Annotated in this window: 23 protein-coding genes and 2 pseudogenes; 9 read left to right on the top strand and 16 right to left on the bottom strand. The window is 55.0% G+C overall.

The features are described from left to right. Positions 1–45 precede the first annotated feature (45 nt). On the top strand, positions 46–735 hold the full coding sequence (locus D3H35_RS21250; RefSeq protein WP_119151125.1) for a 3'-5' exonuclease: 690 nt from the start codon (positions 46–48) through the stop codon (positions 733–735). Positions 736–747: 12 nt separating this feature from the next. Here D3H35_RS21250 and D3H35_RS21245 read toward each other — a convergent pair whose 3' ends face one another. The 7 genes from D3H35_RS21245 to D3H35_RS32710 all read right to left on the bottom strand — a co-directional run bounded on the left by D3H35_RS21245 (position 748) and on the right by D3H35_RS32710 (position 6,343). Further along, the gene (locus tag D3H35_RS21245; RefSeq protein WP_119151124.1) at positions 748–1,641 is read right to left on the bottom strand and encodes an urease accessory protein UreD; all 894 of its coding nucleotides are present in this window, start codon (positions 1,639–1,641) and stop codon (positions 748–750) included. Beyond that, complete coding sequence (ureG, locus tag D3H35_RS21240) at positions 1,625–2,299, bottom strand: urease accessory protein UreG (RefSeq protein WP_119151123.1); 675 nt, start codon at positions 2,297–2,299, stop codon at positions 1,625–1,627. The genes D3H35_RS21245 and ureG overlap by 17 nt, the downstream gene beginning before the upstream one ends. Before the next feature lie 44 nt (positions 2,300–2,343). Then, on the bottom strand, positions 2,344–3,057 hold the full coding sequence (locus tag D3H35_RS21235; RefSeq protein ID WP_233568037.1) for an urease accessory protein UreF: 714 nt from the start codon (positions 3,055–3,057) through the stop codon (positions 2,344–2,346). Positions 3,058–3,077: 20 nt separating this feature from the next. After that, positions 3,078–4,784, bottom strand: coding sequence for an urease subunit alpha (gene ureC / locus D3H35_RS21230; protein WP_119151263.1), 1,707 nt, complete (start codon positions 4,782–4,784; stop codon positions 3,078–3,080). Between the two features lie 33 nt (positions 4,785–4,817). Then, positions 4,818–5,186, bottom strand: a complete 369-nt coding sequence (locus tag D3H35_RS21225) for an urease subunit beta (RefSeq protein ID WP_119151121.1) — start codon at positions 5,184–5,186, stop codon at positions 4,818–4,820. A gap of 21 nt (positions 5,187–5,207) precedes the next feature. Continuing rightward, positions 5,208–5,510: an urease subunit gamma gene (locus D3H35_RS21220; RefSeq protein ID WP_119151120.1), complete on the bottom strand. Its 303-nt coding sequence runs from the start codon at positions 5,508–5,510 to the stop codon at positions 5,208–5,210. A gap of 668 nt (positions 5,511–6,178) precedes the next feature. After that, on the bottom strand, positions 6,179–6,343 hold the full coding sequence (locus D3H35_RS32710; RefSeq protein WP_233568036.1) for a histidine kinase dimerization/phospho-acceptor domain-containing protein: 165 nt from the start codon (positions 6,341–6,343) through the stop codon (positions 6,179–6,181). A gap of 222 nt (positions 6,344–6,565) precedes the next feature. Here D3H35_RS32710 and ilvD point away from each other — a divergent pair, with 222 nt between their 5' ends. Beyond that, positions 6,566–8,236: a dihydroxy-acid dehydratase gene (gene ilvD / locus D3H35_RS21210; protein WP_119151262.1), complete on the top strand. Its 1,671-nt coding sequence runs from the start codon at positions 6,566–6,568 to the stop codon at positions 8,234–8,236. Between the two features lie 139 nt (positions 8,237–8,375). Here the strand turns inward: ilvD and D3H35_RS30915 are convergent, their stop codons facing one another. Further along, positions 8,376–8,528, bottom strand: coding sequence for a hypothetical protein (locus D3H35_RS30915; protein ID WP_158594211.1), 153 nt, complete (start codon positions 8,526–8,528; stop codon positions 8,376–8,378). After that, positions 8,522–9,790 (bottom strand): polysaccharide deacetylase family protein, encoded by a 1,269-nt coding sequence (locus D3H35_RS21205; protein ID WP_119151119.1) that lies wholly within the window; start codon positions 9,788–9,790, stop codon positions 8,522–8,524. The genes D3H35_RS30915 and D3H35_RS21205 overlap by 7 nt, the downstream gene beginning before the upstream one ends. Before the next feature lie 169 nt (positions 9,791–9,959). Here D3H35_RS21205 and D3H35_RS21200 point away from each other — a divergent pair, with 169 nt between their 5' ends. After that, positions 9,960–11,096 (top strand): AI-2E family transporter, encoded by a 1,137-nt coding sequence (locus D3H35_RS21200; RefSeq protein WP_119151118.1) that lies wholly within the window; start codon positions 9,960–9,962, stop codon positions 11,094–11,096. On the opposite strand, the gene D3H35_RS21195 is transcribed toward D3H35_RS21200, so the two are convergent. The 6 genes and pseudogenes from D3H35_RS21195 to D3H35_RS32700 form a co-directional block, all read right to left on the bottom strand. Continuing rightward, positions 11,038–12,867: a peptidoglycan D,D-transpeptidase FtsI family protein gene (locus D3H35_RS21195; protein ID WP_119151117.1), complete on the bottom strand. Its 1,830-nt coding sequence runs from the start codon at positions 12,865–12,867 to the stop codon at positions 11,038–11,040. The genes D3H35_RS21200 and D3H35_RS21195 overlap by 59 nt on opposite strands. 1,769 nt (positions 12,868–14,636) lie before the next feature. Further along, positions 14,637–15,653, bottom strand: a complete 1,017-nt coding sequence (locus tag D3H35_RS21190; protein ID WP_325050119.1) for a methyl-accepting chemotaxis protein — start codon at positions 15,651–15,653, stop codon at positions 14,637–14,639. Further along, positions 15,650–15,877, bottom strand: coding sequence for a hypothetical protein (locus D3H35_RS34255; RefSeq protein WP_325050118.1), 228 nt, complete (start codon positions 15,875–15,877; stop codon positions 15,650–15,652). The genes D3H35_RS21190 and D3H35_RS34255 overlap by 4 nt, the downstream gene beginning before the upstream one ends. A 16-nt stretch (positions 15,878–15,893) precedes the next feature. Further along, positions 15,894–16,655: a hypothetical protein gene (locus tag D3H35_RS21185; protein WP_147355907.1), complete on the bottom strand. Its 762-nt coding sequence runs from the start codon at positions 16,653–16,655 to the stop codon at positions 15,894–15,896. Between the two features lie 279 nt (positions 16,656–16,934). Continuing rightward, positions 16,935–17,703 (bottom strand): annotated as a pseudogene (locus tag D3H35_RS32705) (peptidase U32 family protein). 184 nt (positions 17,704–17,887) lie between these two features. Continuing rightward, entirely contained in the window at positions 17,888–18,187 is a 300-nt protein-coding gene (locus tag D3H35_RS32700; RefSeq protein ID WP_233568035.1) for a peptidase U32 family protein, read from the bottom strand. Positions 18,188–18,628: 441 nt separating this feature from the next. Between D3H35_RS32700 and D3H35_RS30910 the strand changes: the two genes are divergently transcribed. From D3H35_RS30910 to D3H35_RS32685, 6 genes and pseudogenes are all read left to right on the top strand, one after another. Then, a complete protein-coding gene (locus D3H35_RS30910) occupies positions 18,629–18,853 on the top strand; it encodes a U32 family peptidase (protein WP_158594210.1) in 225 nt (74 codons plus the stop codon). 47 nt (positions 18,854–18,900) lie between these two features. Continuing rightward, positions 18,901–20,132, top strand: a pseudogene (locus tag D3H35_RS21170) (peptidase U32 family protein). Positions 20,133–20,662: 530 nt separating this feature from the next. After that, a complete protein-coding gene (locus D3H35_RS30905) occupies positions 20,663–20,812 on the top strand; it encodes a hypothetical protein (RefSeq protein ID WP_158594209.1) in 150 nt (49 codons plus the stop codon). Positions 20,813–21,020: 208 nt separating this feature from the next. Next, the gene (locus D3H35_RS32695) at positions 21,021–21,311 is read left to right on the top strand and encodes a PDC sensor domain-containing protein (RefSeq protein ID WP_119151113.1); all 291 of its coding nucleotides are present in this window, start codon (positions 21,021–21,023) and stop codon (positions 21,309–21,311) included. Positions 21,312–21,398: 87 nt separating this feature from the next. Next, positions 21,399–21,467: a HAMP domain-containing protein gene (locus D3H35_RS32690; protein WP_233568064.1), complete on the top strand. Its 69-nt coding sequence runs from the start codon at positions 21,399–21,401 to the stop codon at positions 21,465–21,467. A 15-nt stretch (positions 21,468–21,482) separates the two neighbouring features. Continuing rightward, positions 21,483–22,064 carry a methyl-accepting chemotaxis protein gene (locus D3H35_RS32685; protein WP_119151112.1) on the top strand — a complete coding sequence of 194 codons (582 nt, stop codon included), beginning with the start codon at positions 21,483–21,485 and terminating at the stop codon, positions 22,062–22,064. A 3,023-nt stretch (positions 22,065–25,087) separates the two neighbouring features. Here D3H35_RS32685 and D3H35_RS21135 read toward each other — a convergent pair. Continuing rightward, positions 25,088–25,438, bottom strand: a complete 351-nt coding sequence (locus D3H35_RS21135; RefSeq protein WP_119151108.1) for a hypothetical protein — start codon at positions 25,436–25,438, stop codon at positions 25,088–25,090. Between the last annotated feature and the right edge of the window lie 40 nt (positions 25,439–25,478).

Genomic DNA, 25,478 nt, shown 5'->3' with positions numbered 1-25,478 from the left:
CTAAGTACGGCTTTATTTTCGGATGGGGTTTCGAGGTGCAGACACGTGAGCTATATCGTATATGATTTGGAAATGACGGTCCGACGCAAAAAGGGCCAGATCGCCGAGATCATCGAAATCGGAGCGGTCAAAGTGGATATTATCGAAGGGCTTCCCCAGGTCGTCGACACCTTTCAATCGTTCGTCAAGCCGGTTATCGTCACTCAGCTTACATCGGATACGACGACTTTTACCGGAATTACCCAAGATGATGTGAACGGAGCCGGGACGCTCGCGCAAATCGTTCGGGATTTCGCCGCATGGATGGGACCGGACGAATATTATTTGTGCGCCTGGGGACCGGACGATCAACGGCAGCTTGTGCAGGAGTGCAGGCAGCACGGCATTCCGACCGATTGGATCGTGAACCATAACAATTTGCAAAAAATGCTGTCCAAAACATTCAAGCTGGAAAAGCATCAACAGATGGGATTGAAGCCTGCTCTGGAAATGCTGGAAATACCGTTCTCCGGCTCCCACCATCGCGCTCTGGACGATGCGATCAATACCGCGCAAATTCTCGTCAAGCTATTCGACCGCGTCCAGTTCCGCCGGAACAAAGTCAGCGATGAATCGAAGATAGAGACGGAAATTGTGTATAAAACGGATCACTTCGAAAATTTGCCGTTTGCGAGCTTGGCGGGCTTAGCAGGCTTGATTCCAAACGACAAAAAGCTGCCTCAGCAGGAAGACTGAGGCAGCTTTTTGTTATGATCCCATCCAAGCTTCTTTCAGCAGCCGCATCGGCGGTCGGCCCAGAAGCTCGCTCCGCACCGAATCCCAAGCCGCGAGCACGAGTCTTTGCAACGGCCAAGCCGCATGGCCCGCAGCCTGCACGACGATTCCGTGCTTGGCCGTCCGGGCGGCTCCCCACATAATACGGCTTCCTGGCAAGGCGGCTTCCGCCGCCTCCAACGCTCCCCTTATCTTCTGCACGAGCTCGGCTCCGACTCGGTCGGAGAAGACGCCGAACGAACCGAGATGAGTGAATCCGCCGAAGCAGCCGGGGGAGTCGATTGGAAGCACCCCGGGCTGCCATTTTTGACGCTGATAATGAATAAGCTTGCCCTCGTGCCGAACAGAGAGCTTGGCGTCAAAGGAGCGGAACTCGAATGCTTCCCCCCTCGACATTCGACCGGGACAGAAGATATCGCTCCAGACGCATAGCGCGCCTTCCGCTAGCTCGACCTCCGTCTCAGCCGCAAGCGCGGCGCGGCCAAACAGCATAATCGGCTCCGGAATCCATTCCAGCACCGCGTTTTTTTCCAGCCGGAACCGTTGGGTAAGTCTCGTATTTCCTTGACCGCAAGGATGGACGCGGGTATAGGCTTGATTCGTTGCATACACTTGCGCCTCGTCCAGCAGATGCCAGTCGAATACGTACCTGTCGCCTTCCAGCAGCCCCGGAGATCCGTCCATTTGCATAACGGCGAGCTGAGGATCGGCAACGGTTCCGACGGAAAAGGTTTTGGCGATTTTGAGCGGCGAGGAATGGTACCGGGATACAAGCTGCGTCCGTCCGTCGATCGTACCCGCGACGGCCTTCAGCTCGGATAGTCTGTCGGGCGCCTCAGCCTTGGCTGTGTCAGACAACGGACACATGGCGTCCCGTCTCCCGTTCCACCCATCCCGCGATATCGGCAAGACCGTCTCCGCCCATCAGATTCGAGAACACGAACGGCTTCTCGCCTCTCATTTTCCGGGAATCGTCCTCCATCACTTGAAGGCTGGCGCCAACATAAGGAGCGAGATCGATTTTGTTGATGATGAGCAAATCCGACCGCATGATGCCGGGACCGCCTTTGCGCGGAATTTTCTCGCCTTGCGCAACGTCGATAATGTAGATGAAACGATCGACGAGCTCGGGGCTGAATGCCGCAGCCAGATTGTCACCGCCGCTTTCGATCAAGATCAGATCGAGATCCGGAAACCGGTGCTCAAGCTCCTCGACCGCTTCGAAATTCATCGAAGCATCCTCCCGAATAGCCGTGTGCGGACAGCCGCCGGTTTCCACCCCGATAATCCGCTCGTCATCCAAGCAGCCCGTGTCGGACAAGATGCGCGCATCTTCCTTCGTATAGATATCGTTAGTGATGACCGCAAGATTAAGCTTTTCCTTCAATTGAAAGGCCAGCTGTTCGACCAGCTTCGTCTTTCCGGAGCCGACCGGCCCTCCGATTCCTATGCGCATCGGACGGCCGCCTTGGGCCGCCGGCGTCTCCCATTCGTGGTGATGATGATGTCCTTGTCCTTGGCACATGGTTCATTCCTCCGTTATGGTTCTTATTTGTAATATACGTACAATTACGACATGAACAATCTGGAATAGAGCGTCTCGTGACGAATCATCGCCAGCTCCGACATAGGCATCGCCCCGTAGGCATCCTCGGGATTCATCGCTGCGACGGACTCCCTCGCTTGCCGAATGACGGGAAGCAAGGAAGCGATCATCCGTTGGGCTTCGCTCTGCCCCATCGAGATAAGGCGAAGTCCCGCATTCACGCATGTAACGACGGAAGTGTATAAGTACCCTTCGGAAGCTTGCTCGAACGAAACGTCCAAGCCTCGGCATATGACGGCATAAACGAGCGGAAACGTCCCCGAGCACTCTCCCGAACGAACCGATTGGCCGAGCATTCGCAAATCAAGCCGCGGAAAAAGCTCGGGAGCAAGCCGCAGCAGCCTCCGCCCCGTTTTCTCGATCCCGTCCCGGGTTTCAGGAGCAATACGCTGCAGGTGGACGAGCTTTTCGATATGAAAGGCGTAAGGCCAATCAAGCTCTCTCCAATCGCCGTCGGACTCGGAATCGGATTCGGAACCGGAGCCCCCACCGGCATACACCGCCTTGACGACCATCAAATCGGACACCGCCCAGCTGTGCCGGACCATTCCTTCCGCATACCGCCTCAGGTCCGCGCCGTCCGCGATCAATCCGTCCTGAACGAGCGATTCGAGGCCGTACGAATGGGCGAACCCTCCGATCGGAAGCGCCGAGTCGAGAAGCATTTGCAATGACAACCATTGACCCGCCGACATCGCTAAAAGAGGAAGTAACGCTGCGCCATCGGCACGACGCTGACCGGTTCGCATATGGCGTGCTCGCCGTCGACCGTCACTTTGTAAGTATCGGGATCGACTTCGATGACCGGTGTCGCGTCATTGTGAATCATATCCTTTTTGCCTATGCCTCGCGTGTTCCGGACCGGCTCGATCCGTTTGTCCAGCTTCAATTGATCGGCTACGCCCTGCTCGTAGGCGGCTTGCGATACGAACGTAATGGAGCTTGATTGCAGCAATTTGCCGTAAGAGGCGAACATCGGACGACCGAAGACGGGTTGAGGCGTCGGGATAGACGCATTGGGATCGCCCATTTGCGCGTAGGCGATGCTTCCGCCCTTGAGCACCAAATCCGGCTTAACTCCGAAAAACGCCGGAGACCATACGACCAAATCCGCGAATTTCCCAGGCTCGAGGGAGCCGACGATATGGGAAATGCCGTGTGCGATGGCCGGATTAATCGTATATTTGGCTACGTAACGCTTAATCCGATTATTATCGCCCGACTCGTCGTCTCCGGCCAAAGGCCCGCGCTGGGCTTTCATTTTGTCGGCCGTCTGCCACGTCCGTATAATGACTTCTCCCACGCGTCCCATCGCTTGCGAGTCCGAGCTAATAATGCTAAACGCACCAAGATCATGCAAAATATCTTCCGCCGCAATGGTCTCCGGCCTAATCCGCGAATCGGCGAACGCCACGTCCTCCGGAATCCGGCTGTCCAGATGGTGGCATACCATCAGCATATCGAGATGCTCTTCGATCGTGTTGATCGTAAAAGGGCGAGTCGGATTCGTCGAAGAAGGAATGATGTTCGGTTCGGCCGCCGCTCGAATAATATCCGGCGCATGGCCGCCTCCCGCCCCTTCGGTATGATAGGTGTGGATCGTTCGGCCGCCGATAGCCCGGAGCGTATCCTCGACGAAGCCCGCTTCGTTCAGCGTATCCGTATGAATGGCAACCTGAACGTCGTACCGGTCCGCCGCCGATAGGCACGCATCGATCGCTGCCGGCGTCGTTCCCCAATCCTCGTGCAGCTTCAACCCGATTACTCCGGCTTCAATCTGCTCGATCAATGGCGGCAGCGTCGAAGCGTTGCCCTTGCCCAGAAAACCGAGATTCATCGGAAAAGCCTCGGCCGCTTCCAGCATCCGGTGAATATGCCAAGCTCCCGGCGTGCATGTCGTGGCGTTCGTCCCCGTCGCCGGCCCCGTGCCTCCGCCGATCATTGTCGTCACTCCCGAGGACAACGCCGTCTCGATCTGCTGAGGACAAATGAAATGGATGTGGGTATCGATTCCGCCCGCGGTCACGATTTTGCCTTCGCCTGCGATCACTTCCGTGCTCGCTCCGACGACCATGTTCGGATCGACCCCGTCCATGATGTCCGGATTGCCCGCTTTGCCTATGCCGACGATCATGCCGTTCTTAATGCCGACATCGGCTTTGACGATGCCCGAATGATCGATGACGACCGCATTCGTAATAAGCGTATCGAGAACTCCCTCATCCCGCAAAGCGCGGCTGGATTGCCCCATTCCGTCGCGGATGACTTTGCCGCCTCCGAACTTGCACTCGTCCCCGTAGACGGTGTAATCCTTCTCGATGACGGCCCACAAGCCGGTATCCGCCAGCCTCACCGCGTCTCCGGTCGTCGGACCGAACATGCCGGCATAACTCCGTCGGTCCATGCGCATTCCGTTATCCTCCTCGTCCGTCTCTCTCTAATCTTCGCCTAGCTTCTGCCAAGCCTTCAGCCGCTCTGCGACTCCCGGCTCCAATTCGTCTGCGGCGGCTCCTGCCGTCAAGCCGTTCAGCCCGAACACTCGCTTCGCTCCGCCCAGCTCCGTCAGCTCGACGGGCTTCTCTTCTCCCGGCTCAAAACGGACAGCCGTTCCAGCCGCAATATTGAGCCGCATGCCGTACGCCGACTCGCGGTCGAACCGGAGCGCGCGATTCACTTCGAAGAACGGGTAGTGAGAGCCTACCTGTACCGGCCGATCTCCGGTATTCGTTACGAGTACCGTTGCGGTCTTTCGACCTTCGTTCAGCTCAAGCTCCCCGGCTTGGGCCCTGATTTCGCCTGGAATCATCGTCCGCGGCCTCCTTCTCGGTCAAGGAATCGGTTGGTGCACCGTTACCAGCTTCGTACCATCGGGAAAAGTAGCCTCCACTTGCACCTCGTGAATCATCTCGGGAACGCCTTCCATGACCTGATCCCGACTAAGCAGCGTCGTGCCGTAGGCCATCAGCTCCGCAACCGTCTTGCCGTCGCGGGCGCCTTCCATGATGGCCGAAGTAATAAGCGCGACGCTTTCCGGGTAATTCAGCTTAACGCCTCTGCTTAAGCGGCGATGCGCCAAGTCCGACGCTACCGTGATGAGCAGCTTTTCCTTTTCTCTTTCCGTCAAGTTCATGCCGCATCTCCTTCCCGATCTTTCCTCCATTATAGAAAAGGAAGATAAGGAAGTAAACTGTTTTGTGTTAGTTTTCATAACATTAAGTCTTTTGTTTTGGCATTTATATACATATTTTTAGCATCGCGCAAAGAAATAACTAACATAAAACTAACACATAAAGATGTCAACGAATCGAATGGAAGAAGGTTTGACGTTTCATAGACTGGCGGGAATAAGACAGGGTTGCAAGCCAATACGCCTTTGGCAGCCTTTGTACGTCGAAGCTTTAAGGAGCTTGAAAACTTATGCTTTCCGGTATTCTTAAGAAAACCCGCGTCTCTTTCGCCTTTGCTGTCTGACGGGCCGGATAATTAACTGCAATAGATACCACTATTCATCGTGTAGATCCGTACCGCTGAGATTGAACTGCAATAAGCGCCGTTATTTTTTGTCATTTCGGAGCTTATCGGTAAAAGTACCCTAGATACATGTACCTTTTGCAGGTAATATCGTTAGAATGCCGATCCATCCTCAAAATAAAGGTATGTTTCGCAGTTGAACGTCGGGCTAGGCTTGGCGCGGACGTTCGTCGGTCACAGCGCTTATCCGACTCGGTTTGGTTCGGCGGCAAGCCCGGCTTTGGGTTCGCTCCCAGGAGTCGGGCATGCGTCTCCAAGAACAGCTCGTCAACTAAGAAGGCGAAGCTGCTGCGCCTTGTTGCAAGTGTTGCCGACGAATCGGTCGTATTCCGCTTCGTCCCGATAGGCTTTCGCTTTCAACAAATCCAAATAGCTGATTATGCTGTTGAGCGGTGTCCGCAAATCGTGGGGAACGCCTGTTTTTGCGTTCAAGCTCCCCAACTCCTTGCGTTTTGTCTATAAGCCAAATCATAAGAGTTAAAAATAAGGAGCTTTCCGAGAACATTCTGAAGATTTCTTAAAGATATTGACCCCCGTTATGACCGACGCGCCCTATCACCCATCTGGTCAAGCCGCTCCCTAATGTGATAAACTCAAAGGTATGACATGAACAGATCACAGTATAAAGAGAGGGGCTTTACCATGGCTTCCAAAATGCGTTCGGACATGATAACTAAAGGCTTCGACCGCGCTCCGCACCGCAGCTTGCTGCGTGCCGCAGGCGTTAAGGAAGAAGACTTCGGCAAGCCGTTCATTGCCGTCTGCAATTCTTATATCGATATCGTTCCCGGCCACGTTCACCTGCAGGAATTCGGCAAAATCGTCAAAGAAGCGATCCGCGAAGCAGGCGGCGTACCGTTCGAGTTCAACACGATCGGCGTTGACGACGGCATCGCAATGGGCCACATCGGAATGCGCTACTCGCTCGCGAGCCGCGAAATTATCGCCGACTCCGTCGAAACGGTCGTTAACGCGCACTGGTTCGACGGAATGGTCTGTATTCCGAACTGCGACAAAATTACTCCCGGCATGCTGATGGCCGCTCTGCGCGTCAACATTCCAACTATCGTCGTCAGCGGCGGCCCGATGAAAGCCGGACGCACGAGCGACGGACGCGCCATCTCGCTCACTTCCGTCTTCGAAGGCGTAGGCGCGTTCATGTCCGGCAAAATCGACGAGAAAAGCTTGACCGAGCTCGAGCAATACGGCTGCCCGACTTGCGGCTCCTGCTCCGGCATGTTCACCGCCAACTCGATGAACTGCCTGGCCGAAGTGCTCGGCCTCGCCCTTCCCGGCAACGGCACCATTCTGGCTGTCGCGGAAGAACGCAAAGAGTTCGTCAAGAAATCGGCTCGTCAATTAATGGAGCTCATCAAGCTCGATCTCAAACCGCGCGACATCGTCACGAAAAACACGATCGACAACGCCTTCGCTCTCGACATGGCGATGGGCGGCTCGACGAACACCGTGCTTCATACGCTCGCCCTCGCCCACGAAGCGGGTATCGAGTATCCGATCGAGCGCATCAACGAAGTAGCCAAGCGCGTCCCTTATTTGTCCAAGCTCGCTCCGGCTTCCGACCATCATATTGAAGACCTGCATAACGCAGGCGGCGTCAGTGCCATCATCCATGAGCTGCTGAAAAAAGACGACGCCCTGTTCGGGGACGAAATGACGGTTTCCGGCAAAAAGCTTCGCGAAAACGTCGAGGGCTGCGAAATTCTCGACAAAACCGTTATCCGTCCGATCGACGATCCGCATAGCAAAGAGGGCGGCCTTTCCGTGCTCTTCGGCAACCTCGCTCCGAACGGGTCGATCATCAAGGTCGGCGCCGTCGACAAATCGGTAGGCGGCTACCATCGCGGCCCCGCCATTTGCTTCGACTCCCAGGACGATGCGCTTGCCGGCATCGCGAACGGCAAAGTCAAAGAAGGCCACGTCGTCGTCATTCGCTACGAAGGGCCTAAGGGCGGACCTGGCATGCCGGAAATGCTCGCTCCGACTTCGCAAATCGTCGGCATGGGCCTCGGAACGAAAGTCGGTCTTATTACCGACGGCCGATTCTCCGGCGCATCCCGCGGCATCTCGATCGGCCACATCTCTCCGGAAGCGGCCGAAGGCGGTCCGATCGCATTCGTCAACGACGGCGATATGATCGAGCTTGACATGAACAACCGTACGATCACGCTTGAAGTGAGCGACGAAGAGCTGGAGCGCCGTCGCGCCAATTGGCCGGGCTTCGAGCCAAAAATCAAACGCGGCTACCTTGCCCGCTATTCCTACCTCGTCACCAACGCCAGCCAAGGCGGCGTCATGAAGATGTAATAAGCTGCTGCAAAACAAAGCCGTAGATTCCACAGGATCTTGCATCCGACGGATCTACGGCTTTTTCATGTCGAAAAAAAAGCCTTCGGCCCGCATGCACGCAACGTCAACGTGTACGGATTCGAAGGCTTTCATCCTTTTATACCAGCTTGCCCGCTTCTTCGTGGAATGCGGATTCCTCTGTCATCGAGACCAATTCGACATTCGTCTTCGGAGCCCGTTTCGTCGCGGCTTTCGGTCTGTGCGTCTTGTCTTTCCATTCCAGCAAATCTTCGCGTTCCATGACTAGCATCCGGGGTGCAGCCTGGTGCCGCGCTCCCGTACCCGTTTGCTTCCTTCGGGAGTAATAATCGACATCATGAAGCGCAAATACAAATCGGACGTCCAGGAAAACATTCCCCGAGGCAAATCGAAAATTTGAAATCCGAGCCCGTCCGAGCCGCGATGAATAATCGATACGCCGTACAGCGCCTTTACGTCGTCTCTGTCGGGCAAGCTTTCGAGTTCCCTTGCGTAGAACGGCAGCGCGTCCGCAACCGAGCGAACGAGCCGAATCGCGGTGTGAACGGCCGAACGGGAGTTCATGCCCATGTCGTACAGCATCCGATTCTCGAAATGCATCTCCATAATTTTGTCCCCGGAGCGCAGCGTCTTGCCGTCTCGCAAATAGACGACCGGTCCCGAATACTTGCGAACACGATAATTGAACGATTTTCCGTCGCCGATCGGCTTCAGTCTGAACGTAACGTGAAACAGCTTCTCCCACAGCATCCAGCAAGCGACCAGCACCCGTTTGACGGGACCGACGGACGGCGAGCCTTCCGCTTCCGTGCTTATCTTCGATTTCTTCCCTTCCGTCAGCTCGATCATTTCATCGATGCCGACGAACCGGTATCCGAGCTCTCGCCCGTCTTCGAGAATTCTCGCCAAGGCGGCAATCGTGTTGGCCGGAGCGTCTCTGTCGGCGCCGACCGTAATGCCGCAATCGTGAAGCAGGAACACCTCGCCCGGCTTCAGCTTTTTGCGCATTCTCAGGTACAGATTCTCCGCTCCGATCTTTTTGCGCCAATCGCCGAACATCGATGTCCATAGAACGATTTGCAGGTAGCCGATATTGCCGTAATCGAATACGTTGACGATGCCCCATGGAGGCCGATAGTACTTGGGTCTTGCGCCTGTAATTTTTTTGATGACGTCCGAGGTCCGATGAATCTGACGCTTGACCGTCTTGGGCCTCATGAACCAATTCGAGTGATGAACGTAATTGTGGATACCGACGATATGCCCTTCCTCATGCATGCGGGAGACGAGCTCCGGGTATTTCTCCGCATTGGCCCCCACTACGAAAAAGGTTGCTTTCGCGCCGTGCTTCTTTAGCAGATCGAGCAGGATCGGCGTGTACACGGGATCCGGACCGTCGTCGAACGTCAGAGCGATTTCCGACTTGGTTTTTCCTCGCATAAAGACCCGAAATCCGAACACCCTGCTGACAAACGCCGGTAAAAACGCGTAAAAAGTCAAAAAATAAAAACCGATCCAAAGGATGATTTCCATGCCTTCCCCACCATCATGTATGCAAAATAGTCGTACGAGCGATTTTGTGCTTGTTCTATTTTATCATACGTCCACGGAAAATAGGCATGGTTATAGGCATCTTTTTTGGAATCGTGTACACTGGTAAGAGGAAGGTTGTCCCAAAATCACCAACAAGGGAGTTACGGAAATGTTCTCGTTGTATCAAAAATATTGGCGCACCGCTTTCGATATTGCCGTCATTGCGCTAACCGTCTGGCTCGTCATGTATTTGTTCAGCTATTTGTACAACCTCGCCACGCCTGTGTTTCTCTCCTTCATCGTCTTCTGGTGCATCGAGCCGCTAGCCAAAAAGCTGCAAAAGCTTGGAATTCGAAAATCGATAGGGGCGGGCATAAGCGTCCTGTTTTTCATGCTCATTATCATTGCCTTGTTCGTCGGGATCGGCTTCATGTTCACTTACCAAATCGGACAGCTGATGGATAAATTGCCGACCTATCAAACAATGTTCCAGAACCAATTCGCATCGATTTCAGCGGAGCTCAAAGACCGGTTCGCGGATTTGCCCGAAGGGTTCGATACGAAGCTCGCGGAAGTCGTCAACAACATTACAAAGCAAGGAACGACGTGGGCGCAGCAATTTCTTAAGTGGCTCATCGGGTTTTTGACTTCCTTCTCTTCGTTCATTCTCAATTTTTCGATTGCCGTCGTCCTCGCTTATTTTCTCAGCGTGGAGATCGACACGTGGAAGCGTCTCGGCACCGAACGCGCGCCGAAGACGCTGAAGGTTGCCCTCGACTTCCTGCGCAACAACGTGTTCTGGGGAATCGGCGCTTACTTGAAGTCGCAAGCGATACTGATCAGCATCACGTTCGCGGTCATTTTCGTAAGCTTGCTCGCTTTAGGCGTCAATAACGCCTTCGCGATTGCGCTGCTCGCCGGCATTCTCGACGTGCTGCCTCTGCTCGGCGTCAATACGCTGTTCATTCCATGGGTCATCTATTTATTTATCGTCGGGGACACCTCGCTGGCGATATGGCTAACGGGGTTGCTTGTCTTCGTTACCCTTACGCGGCAAATTCTAGAGCCCCGGATAACCGGCCAGACGATCGGCGTGTCCGCCTTTACGATGCTTGCCTTCATGATGGTCTCCTTGTCGTTGTTCGGAGTCGCGGGACTCATTCTCGCTCCGATCCTGATGATTCTGCTGAAGGCATTGTACGATCAAGGCTACTTCCACCGTTGGATCCGGTATCCGAAGGAAGAATTCACCGTCGCTCCGTTCGAGCCTCAGCCTGCTCGTCCCGATCTCGAAGAGAATCCATAATATCGCCGAACAAAGCCGAGGCGCGATTGCGCAAGCCGGCCGGCTGGTTTTCAATAAGCACGGCAACCGCATAGCGGGGAGTCCCTTCCGCAGGCCCGTAACCGATGAACCAATGATCGTTGCGGGCCTTAAGCTTGCCTGCGAGCTCCGCCGTTCCCGACTTGCCCGCCAAAGGCCATTTAGCGTTGCCGAGCGCGCTCTCCGCCGTCCCGTCCGTTACAACCGCCCTCATTTGTTTCAGTACGGCCGCCGCTGTCTCGGGACGTATGGCTCCATACGAGGACGGAGCGGATTGCGGGGGCAACGCGGCGAACAAAGCCCCGTCGCCATAACGGATTTCCGATACGATCCGCGGAGAAGCGACTTTACCTCCATGCAGGAGCGTGACGACGAGGTTAGCCGCTTGGAGCGGCGTCAAGCGTACGTCCCGTTGCCCGATACCCGTTCCGGTTCTCACGCCTCCGTCTTCCGCCGCCTTGCGGCTGGAGAATATTTTTCCGCTCTCCTCTTCCCCCAATAGACGAAGCGGCTTTCCATCCTTGAAAGCCTCCGAATTCCACCCGATTTGCCTGCCCAGTCCCAATCTATCCGCCGTAATTTGCAGCCAAGCGGGATCCAGATGCTCCGCTAGCATCGCAAAGGCGACATTGCATGATTGAGCGTATGCCTCGGCCAGCGTCAATACCCCATGCCCGCCCTGAAGCCAGCATTTGAGTCCGTAGCGGTCGAATTCCCCGTCGCAACGAAACAAATCGTCCAGCTTCGCCGTACCCGAATCGAGGGCAGCCGCCAACGTAACCGTTTTGAACACCGAGCCGGGCGGAAAAGCGGTCAGGGCATGATTCCGTTCATCCGTCCCTTCCGCGCCGATTCGATACGGATTGAGCTTCGGGAGAGAAACCATGGTCAATATATCCGCTTGACGGACGTCCAGAACGACCGCCGCCCCTTGCTTAACACCCGCTTTCTCCATGAGCGCAGCAACGGCCTCCTGCATGCCATGGTCGAGGGTCGTATGAACCTGCAGAGGAAAATGGGCATTGTCGGGAGTCGTTAGACGTACGCCCAAGCCGGAGAGAGGTCTTCGTTGCGCATCGGTAAGCCTTACCGCCTCCGTCGGACCGATGCCCCGTATGAGCCTATCGAGCGACTTCTCAAGACCTGAGCCCCCGATCCCGTCTGTCTCCTTGATTTGATTTCGTGCTAATTGGCTCGCATATAACCGGCTAAGCCGTTCCGGATGCTGCGATACGTAACCGATGGCATGGAGCGGCTCGGAGCCGTCCGGATATCTATTGCGGTACGGTAGCGCGAATACGCCGTTCAAGCCTGCGGACGCAACGGCGCTCGCCTGTTTGTCCGTCAGGTTCGCCGCGACAGGGGACTTGTGCGCCCTCCACATCGCGGGCTCTTTCAAACTATCCAACCAATTGGATAAGCTCTCGCCCGTCGTTCCCAAAGCAGCGGCCAATTGATTGATCGAAGCCTCCGAGCCTCTTGGCATTCCGCCAGTTGGAAAAGCAACCAGCCCGTTTACCGTCCGGTCCGTCAGCAAATACCCGTTCCGGTCCAGAAATCTTCCTCTACCCGTATCGATCACGAGCTCATCGGAATGCTCCAGCACCGCCTGACGGGCGATCGACGCGCTTGGTTCCGCTCTCCCCCGACCCGATCCCAGTTGAACCCAAGCCAGTCGAAGCGCCGCGATGGCGAACAAGCAGACGAGAATCAGCAACATTTGAAAAGCGCGATAGGCAAACCGATTCGACATTTTGCTTCCCTCCGTCCATTCCTCCTTTTCTCATTGTTGCCGTATTTCGGGGATTCCAAAATATACAGGGTCCGGCAGATAACACGCGCTACTCCTCTTCCGACGCGACCATTGAGCATGGGATGCCTCTCTTTCGGCGACTGGCGGAGGGCGGACTCTCATCAGTGGGACGCGCGGTACCATTCTTTCGGCGATTGGTGGGGACGGACTCTCAACAGTGGGAAGAGGTACCTTACTTTCGATGAATAGCGGGGGTGGATGATCAACAGTGGGACGAGGTACCATTCTTTCGGCGATTGGCGGGGACGGACGCTCATCAGTGGGACGCGGTACCATTCTTTCGACGATTGGCGGGGACGGACTCTCATCAGTGGGACGAGGTACCATTCTTTCGGCGATTGGCGGGGACGGACGCTTAACAGTGGGACAAGGTACCATTCTTTCGGCGAATAACGGGGACGGGCTCTCAACAGTGGGACGAGGTACCATTCTTTCGACGAATAGCGGGGGCGCATGCTCAACAGTGGGACGAGGTACCATTCTTTCGACGAATAGCGGGGGCAGATGCTCAACAGTGGGACGAGGTACCATTCTTTCGACGAATAGCGGGGGCGCATGCTCAACAGTGGGACGAGGTACCATTCTTTCGACGAATAGCGGGGGCAGATGCTCAACAGTGGGACGAGGTACCATTCTTTCGACGATTGGCGAGGACGGACTCTCATCAGTGGGACGCGGTACCATTCTTTCGACGAATAACGGGGACGGACTCTCAACAGTGGGACGAGGTACCATTCTTTCGACGAATAGCGGGGGCGCATGCTCAACAGTGGGACGCGGTACCATTCTTTCGACGATTGGCGAGGACGGACTCTCAACAGTGGGACGAGGTACCATTCTTTCGACGAATAACGGGGACGGACTCTCAACAGTGGGACGAGGTACCATTCTTTCGGCGATTGGCGAGGACGGACACTCATCAGTGGGACGCGGTACCATTCTTTCGACGATTGGCGAGGACGGACTCTCATCAGTGGGACGCGGTACCATTCTTTCGGCGATTGGTGGGGACGGACGCTCAACAGTGGGACGCGGTACCATTCTTTCGACGATTGGCGAGGACGGACTCTCATCAGTGGGACGCGGTACCATTCTTTCGGCGATTGGCGGGGACGGACTCTCAACAGTGGGACGCGGTACCATACTTTCGACGAATAACAGGGACGGACTCTCAACAGTGGGACCAGGTACCATTCTTTCGGCGATTGGCGAGGACGGACTCTCATCAGTGGGACGAGGTACCATTCTTTCGACGACTGGCGGGGACGGACGCTCAACAGTGGGACGAGGTACCATTCTTTCGACGAATAGCGGGGGCAGATGCTCAACAGTGGGACGAGGTACCATTCTTTCGACGATTGGCGAGGCCGGACTCTCATCAGTGGGACGCGGTACCATTCTTTCGACGACTGGCGGGGACGGACGCTCAACAGTGGGACGAGGTACCATTCTTTCGACGAATAGCGGGGGCAGATGCTCAACAGTGGGACGAGGTACCATTCTTTCGACGATTGGCGAGGACGGACTCTCATCAGTGGGACGCGGTACCATTCTTTCGACGAATAGTGGGGGCGCATGCTCAACAGCGGGACGAGGTACCACTCTTTAGGCAAACAGCTCCGGCGGCTCTTCGTAACCTACAAATAAAGGAGCTGCCTCAAGGCTACCAAGCCTTGAGGCAGCTCCTGCATTCAGAGCGCACCTATCTATTAAGTTACCGTAAATCGGGAGAGCGACTCGCGAAGCTGGGTCGATACCGATTCCAATCGATTGGACAGCTGCACCAAGCCGTCGCTGATGCCAAGCTGCTCATTGCTGAGCGAAGCGACCTGCTCCGAAGTAGCGGACGCTTCCTCGGCGACAGCGCTCACGTTGCTCATTGCCAGCGAAAGCGTCGATTGAGCGGATTCCAGCTGCCTGACCGAGACGGTCGCCGAATCCAACCGGCCTACGAAGCTCGACATGTTGTCTTGAACAGCGACGAAAATCTGATTCGCTTCGCGCACCGATTCGATCTGCTCTTGGAAAATCGGATATGCCAGAGACAGTACGGCTACCGTCTCGTCGATTTCGCGCTGAATCGTTTCGACGATTTCGCCGACGACTCCGATCGACTGACGGGATTGGTCCGCCAGCTTGCGTATCTCGTCCGCAACGACCATGAAGCCTTTTCCGGCCGTACCCGCGCGGGCCGCCTCGATTGTGGCGTTCAACGACAAGATGTTCGTCTGCTTCGTCATATTGCCGAGCACATCGAGAATTTTTCGGATCGAACGCGTACTGTCCTTCAGCTTGTCCACCTTTTCAACCATGGAGCGAGTCATTTCTTCCGTCTGACCCGTCTTGTTGATCAGAGTGTCCATGTAATCCGAACCGCGGCGTGAAGCTTCCTCCACTTCGTTGGCCGAATTGCCCATCTCGACGTTGGAGGCGATGACCGTCTGAACCTGGGTACCGATTTCGGACGTCATATCCGTCCCCTTCTCGGACTCGAAGGCGAGATTCGTTGCGCCGTTGGCGATTTCTTCCGTAGCGATGGCGATTTCCTTAGCCGCTTCGGCCGTCTTGCGCGAAGCGTCCGTAAGCGAGGTTGCCGTATCGAGAACTTCTTTCGCCGAGCTGTTCGTCTGACGAACCAAGGTCGTAATCTCTTCCATCATACGATTGAAGCTGTCCGCCACTTGACCGATTTCGTCTTTTTTGCGAATGGTCGAACGAACGGTCAAGTTTCCTTTTTCCCCTCGTTCATGAGCGTGCGAAGCTGTACGAGCGGTCTGCCAACCGTCCGAAGCACGATCAAGCCGATAGCCGCAGCTATAAGCGCCGCAAGCAACGACATCAGCCACGTCAAGTTGCTGATCGCCTTCGCGTCCTTCACAAGGCTCGATACCGGAATATTGCCAAGCAGAGTCCAATCGCTCGTATCCATCGTTCCGGCGGTAGACAGCATTTCTTGGTCGTTCTCTTTAATCGTAGCCGTACCGGATTCCCCCGGCAGCTCGAACGAATATTTTGTGCCCAGCTTCCCATTGTCGGGCCCGTATACGATGCACCGTCCTGCGAGACGATGTAGCTCGAGCTTCCTTCGCCGAATTGAACGGTTTGCATGAGCGAATCGAGTACCGCTGCTTGATTTCGATGAGGAGGTAATATTGTTTCCCGAGACTCAGGTAGCGTCCGACCGCAAACGTCGGAAAGGTGCGAGATCCGTCGACCCCTTTTGTCATCGTCGGAATCCATACCGCTTTTCCGCTGCCCTCCTTGATTTTCTCCAGAATAGGCGTGCTCGTAAGACCTTCTCTACGCAACGTGCCTCCCGTTGTCATAGTCTGGTCCTTCTCATTAACCGGCACGAGGGAGATCGATTCGAGCGTGCTGTCCGACATAGCCATTCCGCTCATCTTCTCGGTCAGCTTGCGAGACATATCGAACTTCTCGTAATCGTCGTTCGCGGCGGCGAGCGTATTAATCAAATCGGTAAAGCCGCTATCCGTAATAAATTGCAGTGACAGCCGCTCGTACCCGTCAAACAGCAACGAGAACTTGCCTGCCGCTTGCTCGGCAGTCTGCCGGCTCGCTTCCGCCACCTTATTTTTAATGATTGAGCTGGATTTCGAATAGGAGAAAATACCTAGTGTAACGACGCACGCCAAAATACTGCAAAAAATAAGCAAAAACAGCTTCATTCCAACCGAGCGAACCGGATTCTCAAATCTCTTCCCCTTCAACTTCCCCCCAATACGCTGAGTTAAACCACTTGCAGATTTGGTTTTGGCTTTCCAATTGTCTGTCTTAGTCAGATCACGCCACGACTTCTTCATACACTGTTACACCTCCGGTACCAAAGTGAAGACTGTCGGCGGCAACAAAAAAACTGTCGAAAGTCCCAAGAAAGCGTGTCGTTGGCCGCCTTTCAGACAACGATTTTGCTTACTTTGACTACATTCGACAGCTGGAATGAAAATCCTTTGCACTAAAGTCCTATTTTGTGCACAAAGTTTCCCTGTTTAGCCGATTCTTTTTCGCATAATATCCAACGGAGCTACTGGATGTTCCGTGCGAAAGCGGATTAATTGAAGCGGATGACGTGCGACCTCAAGACTGTTTCCTTCGACATCCGTCATATCGCCGACCCTCTGAACGAACCGGCGGCCACGGGACCGAAAAACTCCACTTCCATTCCAGGGCGGAAAAAGTTGCGCTGCTGGACGGTCGCGATTCCGGTATCCTCGTCGTATTCGGTTACGACGGCCGCAAAATCGAACGGAGCCGCCTTCTCTTCCGGCTCGTAAATATGCTCCTCCGCTCCGGGAGTTGTATAGAAAAAGCCGGTGTTCAGCGGGCGGTTCGCCGCCTTGCCGATATCCTCCAGCCATTCCGACCTAAGAGCGTAGCCTTCGGGATTGTCCATATACGAATCGATTGCCTGCCGGTAGGCATTCACGACCGAAGCGACATAATGGATGCTTTTCATCCGTCCTTCGATTTTGAAGCTGTCCACTCCGGCATCGATCAAGTCGGGCAAATGGTCGATCATGCACAGATCCTTGGAGCTCATCGTGAACAGGTTCATCTCCGGATCGGCTACGCTGCGTTCGTCCGCTTTCAAATCGTACTTCCAGCGACACGACTGCAGCAGCCGCCCCGATTGGAATCGCGGTCGGTAAAATGATTGGATAGAACGCATCGTCCCGATACCGAGGAGCACATCGCGCCGTGGATAAAAACCTCCAGCTCGATATCGACGCGTCGCTTCATTTCGCGAATTTCGTCCATCGACGTCTCGCGGGCGAGAACGACGCGCGGAAGCCCTTCTTCCTTCAAAAACGAACCGCTTGCCAATTCATCGTCGACTGCTGGTGCTTAGATGGACCTCCAGCTTCGGAGCAACCTGCTGAGCCGTCTCAACGATAGCGGATCGGCGGCGATAATGGCGGAAATACCGCATTTTCAAGCTCCTTCAAGTAATCGGCCACACCGGCCAGATCCTCTTGATGGCGTAAATATTCGTGGCGACGAACACTTTGGCTCCGTATTTGGCGGCGAACTCGACGCCTTCCCGCATCTCATCGAAGCTGAAGTTGTCCGCGTTGGAGCGAAGGCCATATTGTTGTCCGCCGATATAGACGGCATCGGCTCCGTAATGAACAGCGAACTTAAGCTTTTCCAAGCTGCCTGCGGGAGCAAGCAATTCAGGCTTCGCAAGTCTGGCACGGGTTCCCGCGAGCCTTGGCTGATCGTGTGAGAGAACGGATGACATCGGTTCTTCTCTCCTTTTCATTCTTGAATCAATACACCTGTTCCTTATACAAAAATCCGAAACCGAGCTCCTCTCCGGATGCTGCAAGCCCGAATCCGATTCAAACGCGTTCGTCGAACTTATAGCTGTCGGATTTGCGACGAGACGATCGATTGCTCTCGGTAAGCTCGAAGAACGGTTTCGTTTATACTCTTCGTCTTAAGCAGCGCTTCGACATACAGGCTGGTCCACTCGGCCTGCATACAGCTCGGGCAGAGCTTCCAGCAGACAAATATCGTCCGGCTCATCACATGAGTGCCGTTGCATCCTCATAGACGGGGAATCTCTCGTCCGGCCTTTCCATTTCGACCAGAAACAGTCTTGTCCGCGCTCTCTCCACCAGAGTCGCTCGCGCCGATATGCTGCAAACGGCACTCATGTGATGAGTCGGACGATATTTTGTTGCTGGAAGCTCTGCCCGAGCTGTATGCAGCCGGGAGTGGACAGCTGTATGTCGAAGCGCTGCTTAAGACGGAAGAGTATAACGAGACCGTTCTTCGAGCTTACCGAGAGGCAATCGATCGTCTCGTCGCAAATCCGGACAGCTATAAGTTCGACGAACGCGGTTTGAATCGGATTCGGGCTTGCAGCATCGGAGAGGGAGCTCGGTTTCGGATTTTTGTATAAGGAAAGGTGTATTGATTCAAGAATGAAAAGGAGAGAAGAACGATGTCATCCGTTCTCTCACACGATCAGCCAAGGCTCGCGGAAACCGTGCAGACTTGCGAAGCCTGAATTGCTTGCTCCGCAGGCAGCTTGGAAAGCTTACGTTCGCTGTTCATTACGGAGCCGATGCGTTATATTCGGCGGACAAATATGGCCTTCGCTCAACGCGGACAACTTCAGCTTCGATGAATGCGGGAAGGCGTCGAGTTCGCCGCCAAATACGGAGCCAAAGTGTTCGTCGCCACGAATATTTACGCCCAAGAGGATCTGGCGGTGTGGCGATTACTTGAAGGAGCTTGAAATGCCGGTATTTCCGCCATTATCGCCGCGATCCCGCTATCGTTGAGACGGCTCAGCAGGTTGCTCGAAGCTGGAGGTCATCTAAGCACCAGCAGTCGACGATGAATTGGCAGCGGTTCGTTTTTGAAGGAAGAAGGGCTTCCGCGCGTCGTTCTCGCCCGCGAGACGTCGATGGACGAAATTCGCGAAATGAAGCGACGCGTCGATATCGAGCTGGAGGTTTTTATCCACGGCGCGATGTGCTCCTCGGTATCGGGACGATGCGTTCTATCCAATCATTTTACCGACCGCGATTCCAATCGGGGCGGCTGCTGCAGTCGTGTCGCTGGAAGTACGATTTGAAAGCGGACGAACGCAGCGTAGCCGATCCGGAGATGAACCTGTTCACGATGAGCTCCAAGGATCTGTGCATGATCGACCATTTGCCCGACTTGATCGATGCCGGAGTGGACAGCTTCAAAATCGAAGGACGGATGAAAAGCATCCATTATGTCGCTTCGGTCGTGAATGCTACCGGCAGGCAATCGATTCGTATATGGACAATCCCGAAGGCTACGCTCTTAGGTCGGAATGGCTGGAGGATATCGGCAAGGCGGCGAACCGCCCGCTGAACACCGGCTTTTTTCTATACAACTCCCGGAGCGAGGAGCATATTTACGAGCCGGAAGAGAAGGCGGCTCCGTTCGATTTTGCGGCCGTCGTAACCGAATACGACGAGGATACCGGAATCGCGACCGTCCAGCAGCGCAACTTTTTCCGCCCTGGAATGGAAGTGGAGTTTTTCGGTCCCGGTGGCCGCCGGTTCGTTCAGAGGGTCGGCGATATGACGGATGTCGAAGGAAACAGTCTTGAGGTCGCACGTCATCCGCTTCAATTAATCCGCTTTCGCACGGAACATCCAGTAGCTCCGTTGGATATTATGCGAAAAAGAATCGGCTAAACAGGGAAACTTTGTGCACAAAATAGGACTTTAGTGCAAAGGATTTTCATTCCAGCTGTCGAATGTAGTCAAAGTAAGCAAAATCGTTGTCTGAAAGGCGGCCAACGACACGCTTTCTTGGGACTTTCGACAGTTTTTTTGTTGCCGCCGACAGTCTTCACTTTGGTACCGGAGGGTGTAACAGTGTATGAAGAAGTCGTGGCGTGATCTGACTAAGACAGACAATTGGAAAGCCAAAACCAAATCTGCAAGTGGTTTAACTCAGCGTATTGGGGGGAAGTTGAAGGGGAAGAGATTTGAGAATCCGGTTCGCTCGGTTGGAATGAAGCTGTTTTTGCTTATTTTTTGCAGTATTTGGCGTGCGTCGTTACACTAGGTATTTTCTCCTATTCGAAATCCAGCTCAATCATTAAAAATAAGGTGGCGAAGCGAGCCGGCAGACTGCCGAGCAAGCGGCAGGCAAGTTCTCGTTGCTGTTTGACGGGTACGAGCGGCTGCACTGCAATTTATTACGATAGCGCTTTACCGATTTGATTAATACGCTCGCCGCCGCGAACGACGATTACGAGAAGTTCGATATGTCTCGCAAGCTGACCGAGAAGATGAGCGGAATGGCTATGTCGGACAGCACGCTCGAATCGATCTCCCTCGTGCCGGTTAATGAGAAGACCAGACTATGACAACGGAGGCACGTTGCGTAGAGAAGTCTTACGAGCACGCCTATTCTGGAGAAAATCAAGGAGGGCAGCGGAAAAGCGTATGGATTCCGACGATGACAAAAGGGGTCGACGGATCTCGCACCTTCCGACGTTTGCGTCGGACGCTACCTGAGTCTCGGGAAACAATATTACCTCCTCATCGAAATCAAGCAGCGTACTCGATTCGCTCATGCAAACCGTTCAATTCGGCGAAGGAAGCTCGAGCTACATCGTCTCGCAGGACGGTGGCATCGTATACGGGCCGACAATGGAAGCTGGGCACAAAATATTCGTTCGAGCTGCCGGGGAATCCCGTACGGCTACGATTAAAGAGAACGACCAAGAAATGCTGTCTACCGCCCGAACGATGGATACGAGCGATTGGACTCTGCTTGGCAATATTCCGGTATCGAGCCTTGTGAAGGACGCGAAGGCGATCAGCAACTTGACGTGGCTGATGTCGTTGCTTGCGGGCTTATAGCTGCGCTATCGGCTTGATCGTGCTTCGGACGGTTGGCAGACCGCTCGTACAGCTTCGCACGCTCATGAACGAGGGGAAAAAGGAAACTTGACCGTTCGTTCGACCATTCGCAAAAAAGACGAAATCGGTCAAGTGGCGGACAGCTTCAATCGATGAGAAGAGATTACGACCTTGGTTCGTCAGACGAACAGCTCGGCGAAAGAAGTTCTCGATACGGCAACCTCGCTTACGGACGCTTCGCGCAAGACGCCGAAGCGGCTAAGAAATCGCCATCGCTACGAAGAAATCGCCAACGGCGCAACGAATCTCGCCTTCGAGTCCGAGAAGGGGACGGATATGACGTCCGAAATCGGTACCCAGGTTCAGACGGTCATCGCCTCCAACGTCGAGATGGGCAATTCGGCCAACGAAGTGGAGGAAGCTTCACGCCGCGGTTCGGATTACATGGACACTCTGATCAACAAGACGGGTCAGACGGAAGAAATGACTCGCTCCATGGTTGAAAAGGTGGACAAGCTGAAGGACAGTACGCGTTCGATCCGAAAAAATTCTCGATGTGCTCGGCAATATGACGAAGCAGACGAACATCTTGTCGTTGAACGCCACAATCGAGCGGGCCCGCGCGGGTACGCCGGAAAAGGCTTCATGGTCGTTGCGGACGAGATACGCAAGCTGGCGGACCAATCCCGTCAGTCGATCGGAGTCGTCGCGAAATCGTCGAAACGATTCAGCGCGAAATCGACGAGACGGTAGCCGTACTGTCTCTGGCATATCCGATTTTCCAAGAGCAGATCGAATCGGTGCGCGAAGCGAATCAGATTTTCGTCGCTGTTCAAGACAACATGTCGAGCTTCGTAGGCCGTTGATTCGGCGACCGTCTCGGTCAGGCAGCTGGAATCCGCTCAATCGACGCTTTCGCTGGCAATGAGCAACGTGAGCGCTGTCGCCGAGGAAGCGTCCGCTACTTCGGAGCAGTCGCTTCGCTCAGCAATGAGCAGCTTGGCATCAGCGACGGCTTGGTGCAGCTGTCCAATCGATTGGAATCGGTATCGACCCAGCTTCGCGAGTCGCTCTCCCGATTTACGGTAACTTAATAGATAGGTGCGCTCTGAATGCAGGAGCTGCCTCAAGGCTTGGTAGCCTTGAGGCAGCTCCTTTATTTGTAGGTTACGAAGAGCCGCCGGAGCTGTTTGCCTAAAGAGTGGTACCTCGTCCCGCTGTTGAGCATGCGCCCCCACTATTCGTCGAAAGAATGGTACCGCGTCCCACTGATGAGAGTCCGTCCTCGCCAATCGTCGAAAGAATGGTACCTCGTCCCACTGTTGAGCATCTGCCCCGCTATTCGTCGAAAGAATGGTACCTCGTCCCACTGTTGAGCGTCCGTCCCCGCCAGTCGTCGAAAGAATGGTACCGCGTCCCACTGATGAGAGTCCGCCTCGCCAATCGTCGAAAGAATGGTACCTCGTCCCACTGTTGAGCATCTGCCCCCGCTATTCGTCGAAAGAATGGTACCTCGTCCCACTGTTGAGCGTCCGTCCCCGCCAGTCGTCGAAAGAATGGTACCTCGTCCCACTGATGAGAGTCCGTCCTCGCCAATCGCCGAAAGAATGGTACCTGGTCCCACTGTTGAGAGTCCGTCCCTGTTATTCGTCGAAAGTATGGTACCGCGTCCCACTGTTGAGAGTCCGTCCCCGCCAATCGCCGAAAGAATGGTACCGCGTCCCACTGATGAGAGTCCGTCCTCGCCAATCGTCGAAAGAATGGTACCGCGTCCCACTGTTGAGCGTCCGTCCCCACCAATCGCCGAAAGAATGGTACCGCGTCCCACTGATGAGAGTCCGTCCTCGCCAATCGTCGAAAGAATGGTACCGCGTCCCACTGATGAGTGTCCGTCCTCGCCAATCGCCGAAAGAATGGTACCTCGTCCCACTGTTGAGAGTCCGTCCCCGTTATTCGTCGAAAGAATGGTACCTCGTCCCACTGTTGAGAGTCCGTCCTCGCCAATCGTCGAAAGAATGTACCGCGTCCCACTGTTGAGCATGCGCCCCCGCTATTCGTCGAAAGAATGTACCTCGTCCCACTGTTGAGAGTCCGTCCCCGTTATTCGTCGAAAGAATGGTACCGCGTCCCACTGATGAGAGTCCGTCCTCGCCAATCGTCGAAAGAATGGTACCTCGTCCCACTGTTGAGCATCTGCCCCCGCTATTCGTCGAAAGAATGGTACCTCGTCCCACTGTTGAGCATGCGCCCCCGCTATTCGTCGAAAGAATGGTACCTCGTCCCACTGTTGAGCATCTGCCCCCGCTATTCGTCGAAAGAATGGTACCTCGTCCCACTGTTGAGCATGCGCCCCCGCTATTCGTCGAAAGAATGGTACCTCGTCCCACTGTTGAGAGCCCGTCCCCGTTATTCGCCGAAAGAATGGTACCTTGTCCCACTGTTAAGCGTCCGTCCCGCCAATCGCCGAAAGAATGGTACCTCGTCCCACTGATGAGAGTCCGTCCCGCCAATTCGTCGAAAGAATGGTACCGCGTCCCACTGATGAGCGTCCGTCCCCGCCAATCGCCGAAAGAATGGTACCTCGTCCCACTGTTGATCATCCACCCCCGCTATTCATCGAAAGTAAGTACCTCTTCCCACTGTTGAGAGTCCGTCCCCACCAATCGCCGAAAGAATGGTACCGCGCGTCCCACTGATGAGAGTCCGCCCTCCGCCAGTCGCCGAAAGAGAGGCATCCCATGCTCAATGTCGCGTCGGAAGAGGAGTAGCGCGTGTTATCTGCCGGACCCTGTATATTTTGGAATCCCCGAAATACGGCAACAATGAGAAAAGGAGGAATGGACGGAGGAAGCAAAATGTCGAATCGGTTTGCCTATCGCGTTTTCAAATGTTGCTGATTCTCGTCTGCTTGTTCGCCATCGCGGCGCTTCGACTGGCTTGGGTCAACGATCGGTCGGGGGAGAGCGAACCAGCGCGTCGATCGCCCGTCAGCGGTGCTGGAGCATTCCGATGAGCTCGTGATCGATACGGTAGAGAAGATTTCTGGACCGAACGGGTATTTGCTGACGACCGGACGGTAAACGGCTGGTTGCTTCCAACTGGCGGAATGCCAAGAGGCTCGGAGGCTTCGATCAATCAATTGGCCGCTGCTTTGGAACGACGGCGAGAGCTTATCCAATTGGTTGGATAGTTTGAAAGAGCCCGCGATGAGGGCGCACAAGTCCCCTGTCGCGGCGAACCTGACGGACAAAACAGGCGAGCGCCGTTGCGTCCGCAGGCTTGAACGGCGTATTCGCGCTACCGTACCGCAATAGATATCCGGACGGCTCCGAGCCCCTCCATGCCATCGTTACGTATCGCAGCATCCGGAACGGCTTAGCCCGTTATATGCGAGCCAATTAGCACGAAATCAAATCAAGGAGACAGACGGATCGGGGCTCAGGTCTTGAGAAGTTGCGCATCGGTAAGCCTTACGCCTCCGTCGGACCGAGTGGCCCGAATGAGCCTATCGAGCGACTTCTCAAGAACCTGAGCCCCCGATCCCGTCTGTCTCCTTGATTTGATTCGTGCAATTGCTCGCATATAACCGCTAAGCCGTTCCGGATGCTGCGATACGTAACCGATGCATGGAGCGGCTCGGAGCCGTCCGATATCTATTGCGGTACGGTAGCGCGAATACGCCGTTCAAGCCTGCGACGCAACGGCGCTCGCCTGTTTGTCCGTCAGGTTCGCCGCGACAGGGACTTGTGCGCCCTCCACATCGCGGGCTCTTCAAACTATCCAACCAATTGGATAAGCTCTCGCCCGTCGTTCCCAAAGCAGCGCCAATTGATTGATCGAAGCCTCCGAGCCTCTTGCATTCCGCCAGTTGGAAAAGCAACCAGCCCGTTTACCGTCCGGTCCGTCAGCAAATACCCGTTCCGGTCCAGAAATCTTCCTCTACCCGTATCGATCACGAGCTCATCGGAATGCTCCAGCACCGCCTGACGGGCGATCGACGCGCTTGGTTCCGCTCTCCCCCGACCCGATCCCAGTTGAACCCAAGCCAGTCGAAGCGCCGCGATGGCGAACAAGCAGACGAGAATCAGCAACATTTGAAAAGCGCGATAGGCAAACCGATTCGACATTTTGCTTCCCTCCGTCCATTCCTCCTTTTCTCATTGTTGC

The sequence above is a fragment of the Cohnella faecalis genome, assembly GCF_003570905.1.
Lineage (GTDB): Bacteria > Bacillota > Bacilli > Paenibacillales > Paenibacillaceae > Cohnella > Cohnella faecalis.
Note: the sequence above shows the minus strand (reverse complement) of the source record. Positions and strands in the feature narration are given on the sequence as shown.

What these genes read in the sequence shown, in the direction of transcription:
- D3H35_RS21245 (WP_119151124.1), bottom strand. Translation starts at nt 1,641, where the DNA reads ATGTGTCCGTTGTCTGACACAGCCAAGGCTGAGGCGCCCGACAGACTA.
- ureG (WP_119151123.1), bottom strand. Translation starts at nt 2,299, where the DNA reads ATGTGCCAAGGACAAGGACATCATCATCACCACGAATGGGAGACGCCG.
- ureC (WP_119151263.1), bottom strand. Translation starts at nt 4,784, where the DNA reads ATGGACCGACGGAGTTATGCCGGCATGTTCGGTCCGACGACCGGAGAC.
- D3H35_RS21225 (WP_119151121.1), bottom strand. Translation starts at nt 5,186, where the DNA reads ATGATTCCAGGCGAAATCAGGGCCCAAGCCGGGGAGCTTGAGCTGAAC.
- D3H35_RS21220 (WP_119151120.1), bottom strand. Translation starts at nt 5,510, where the DNA reads ATGAACTTGACGGAAAGAGAAAAGGAAAAGCTGCTCATCACGGTAGCG.
- ilvD (WP_119151262.1), top strand. Translation starts at nt 6,566, where the DNA reads ATGCGTTCGGACATGATAACTAAAGGCTTCGACCGCGCTCCGCACCGC.
- D3H35_RS30915 (WP_158594211.1), bottom strand. Translation starts at nt 8,528, where the DNA reads ATGCTAGTCATGGAACGCGAAGATTTGCTGGAATGGAAAGACAAGACG.
- D3H35_RS21205 (WP_119151119.1), bottom strand. Translation starts at nt 9,790, where the DNA reads ATGGAAATCATCCTTTGGATCGGTTTTTATTTTTTGACTTTTTACGCG.
- D3H35_RS21200 (WP_119151118.1), top strand. Translation starts at nt 9,960, where the DNA reads ATGTTCTCGTTGTATCAAAAATATTGGCGCACCGCTTTCGATATTGCC.
- D3H35_RS21195 (WP_119151117.1), bottom strand. Translation starts at nt 12,867, where the DNA reads ATGTCGAATCGGTTTGCCTATCGCGCTTTTCAAATGTTGCTGATTCTC.
- D3H35_RS34255 (WP_325050118.1), bottom strand. Translation starts at nt 15,877, where the DNA reads ATGCTGTCTACCGCCGGAACGATGGATACGAGCGATTGGACTCTGCTT.
- D3H35_RS32700 (WP_233568035.1), bottom strand. Translation starts at nt 18,187, where the DNA reads ATGTCATCCGTTCTCTCACACGATCAGCCAAGGCTCGCGGGAACCCGT.
- D3H35_RS32695 (WP_119151113.1), top strand. Translation starts at nt 21,021, where the DNA reads ATGCAAACCGTTCAATTCGGCGAAGGAAGCTCGAGCTACATCGTCTCG.
- D3H35_RS21135 (WP_119151108.1), bottom strand. Translation starts at nt 25,438, where the DNA reads ATGTCGAATCGGTTTGCCTATCGCGCTTTTCAAATGTTGCTGATTCTC.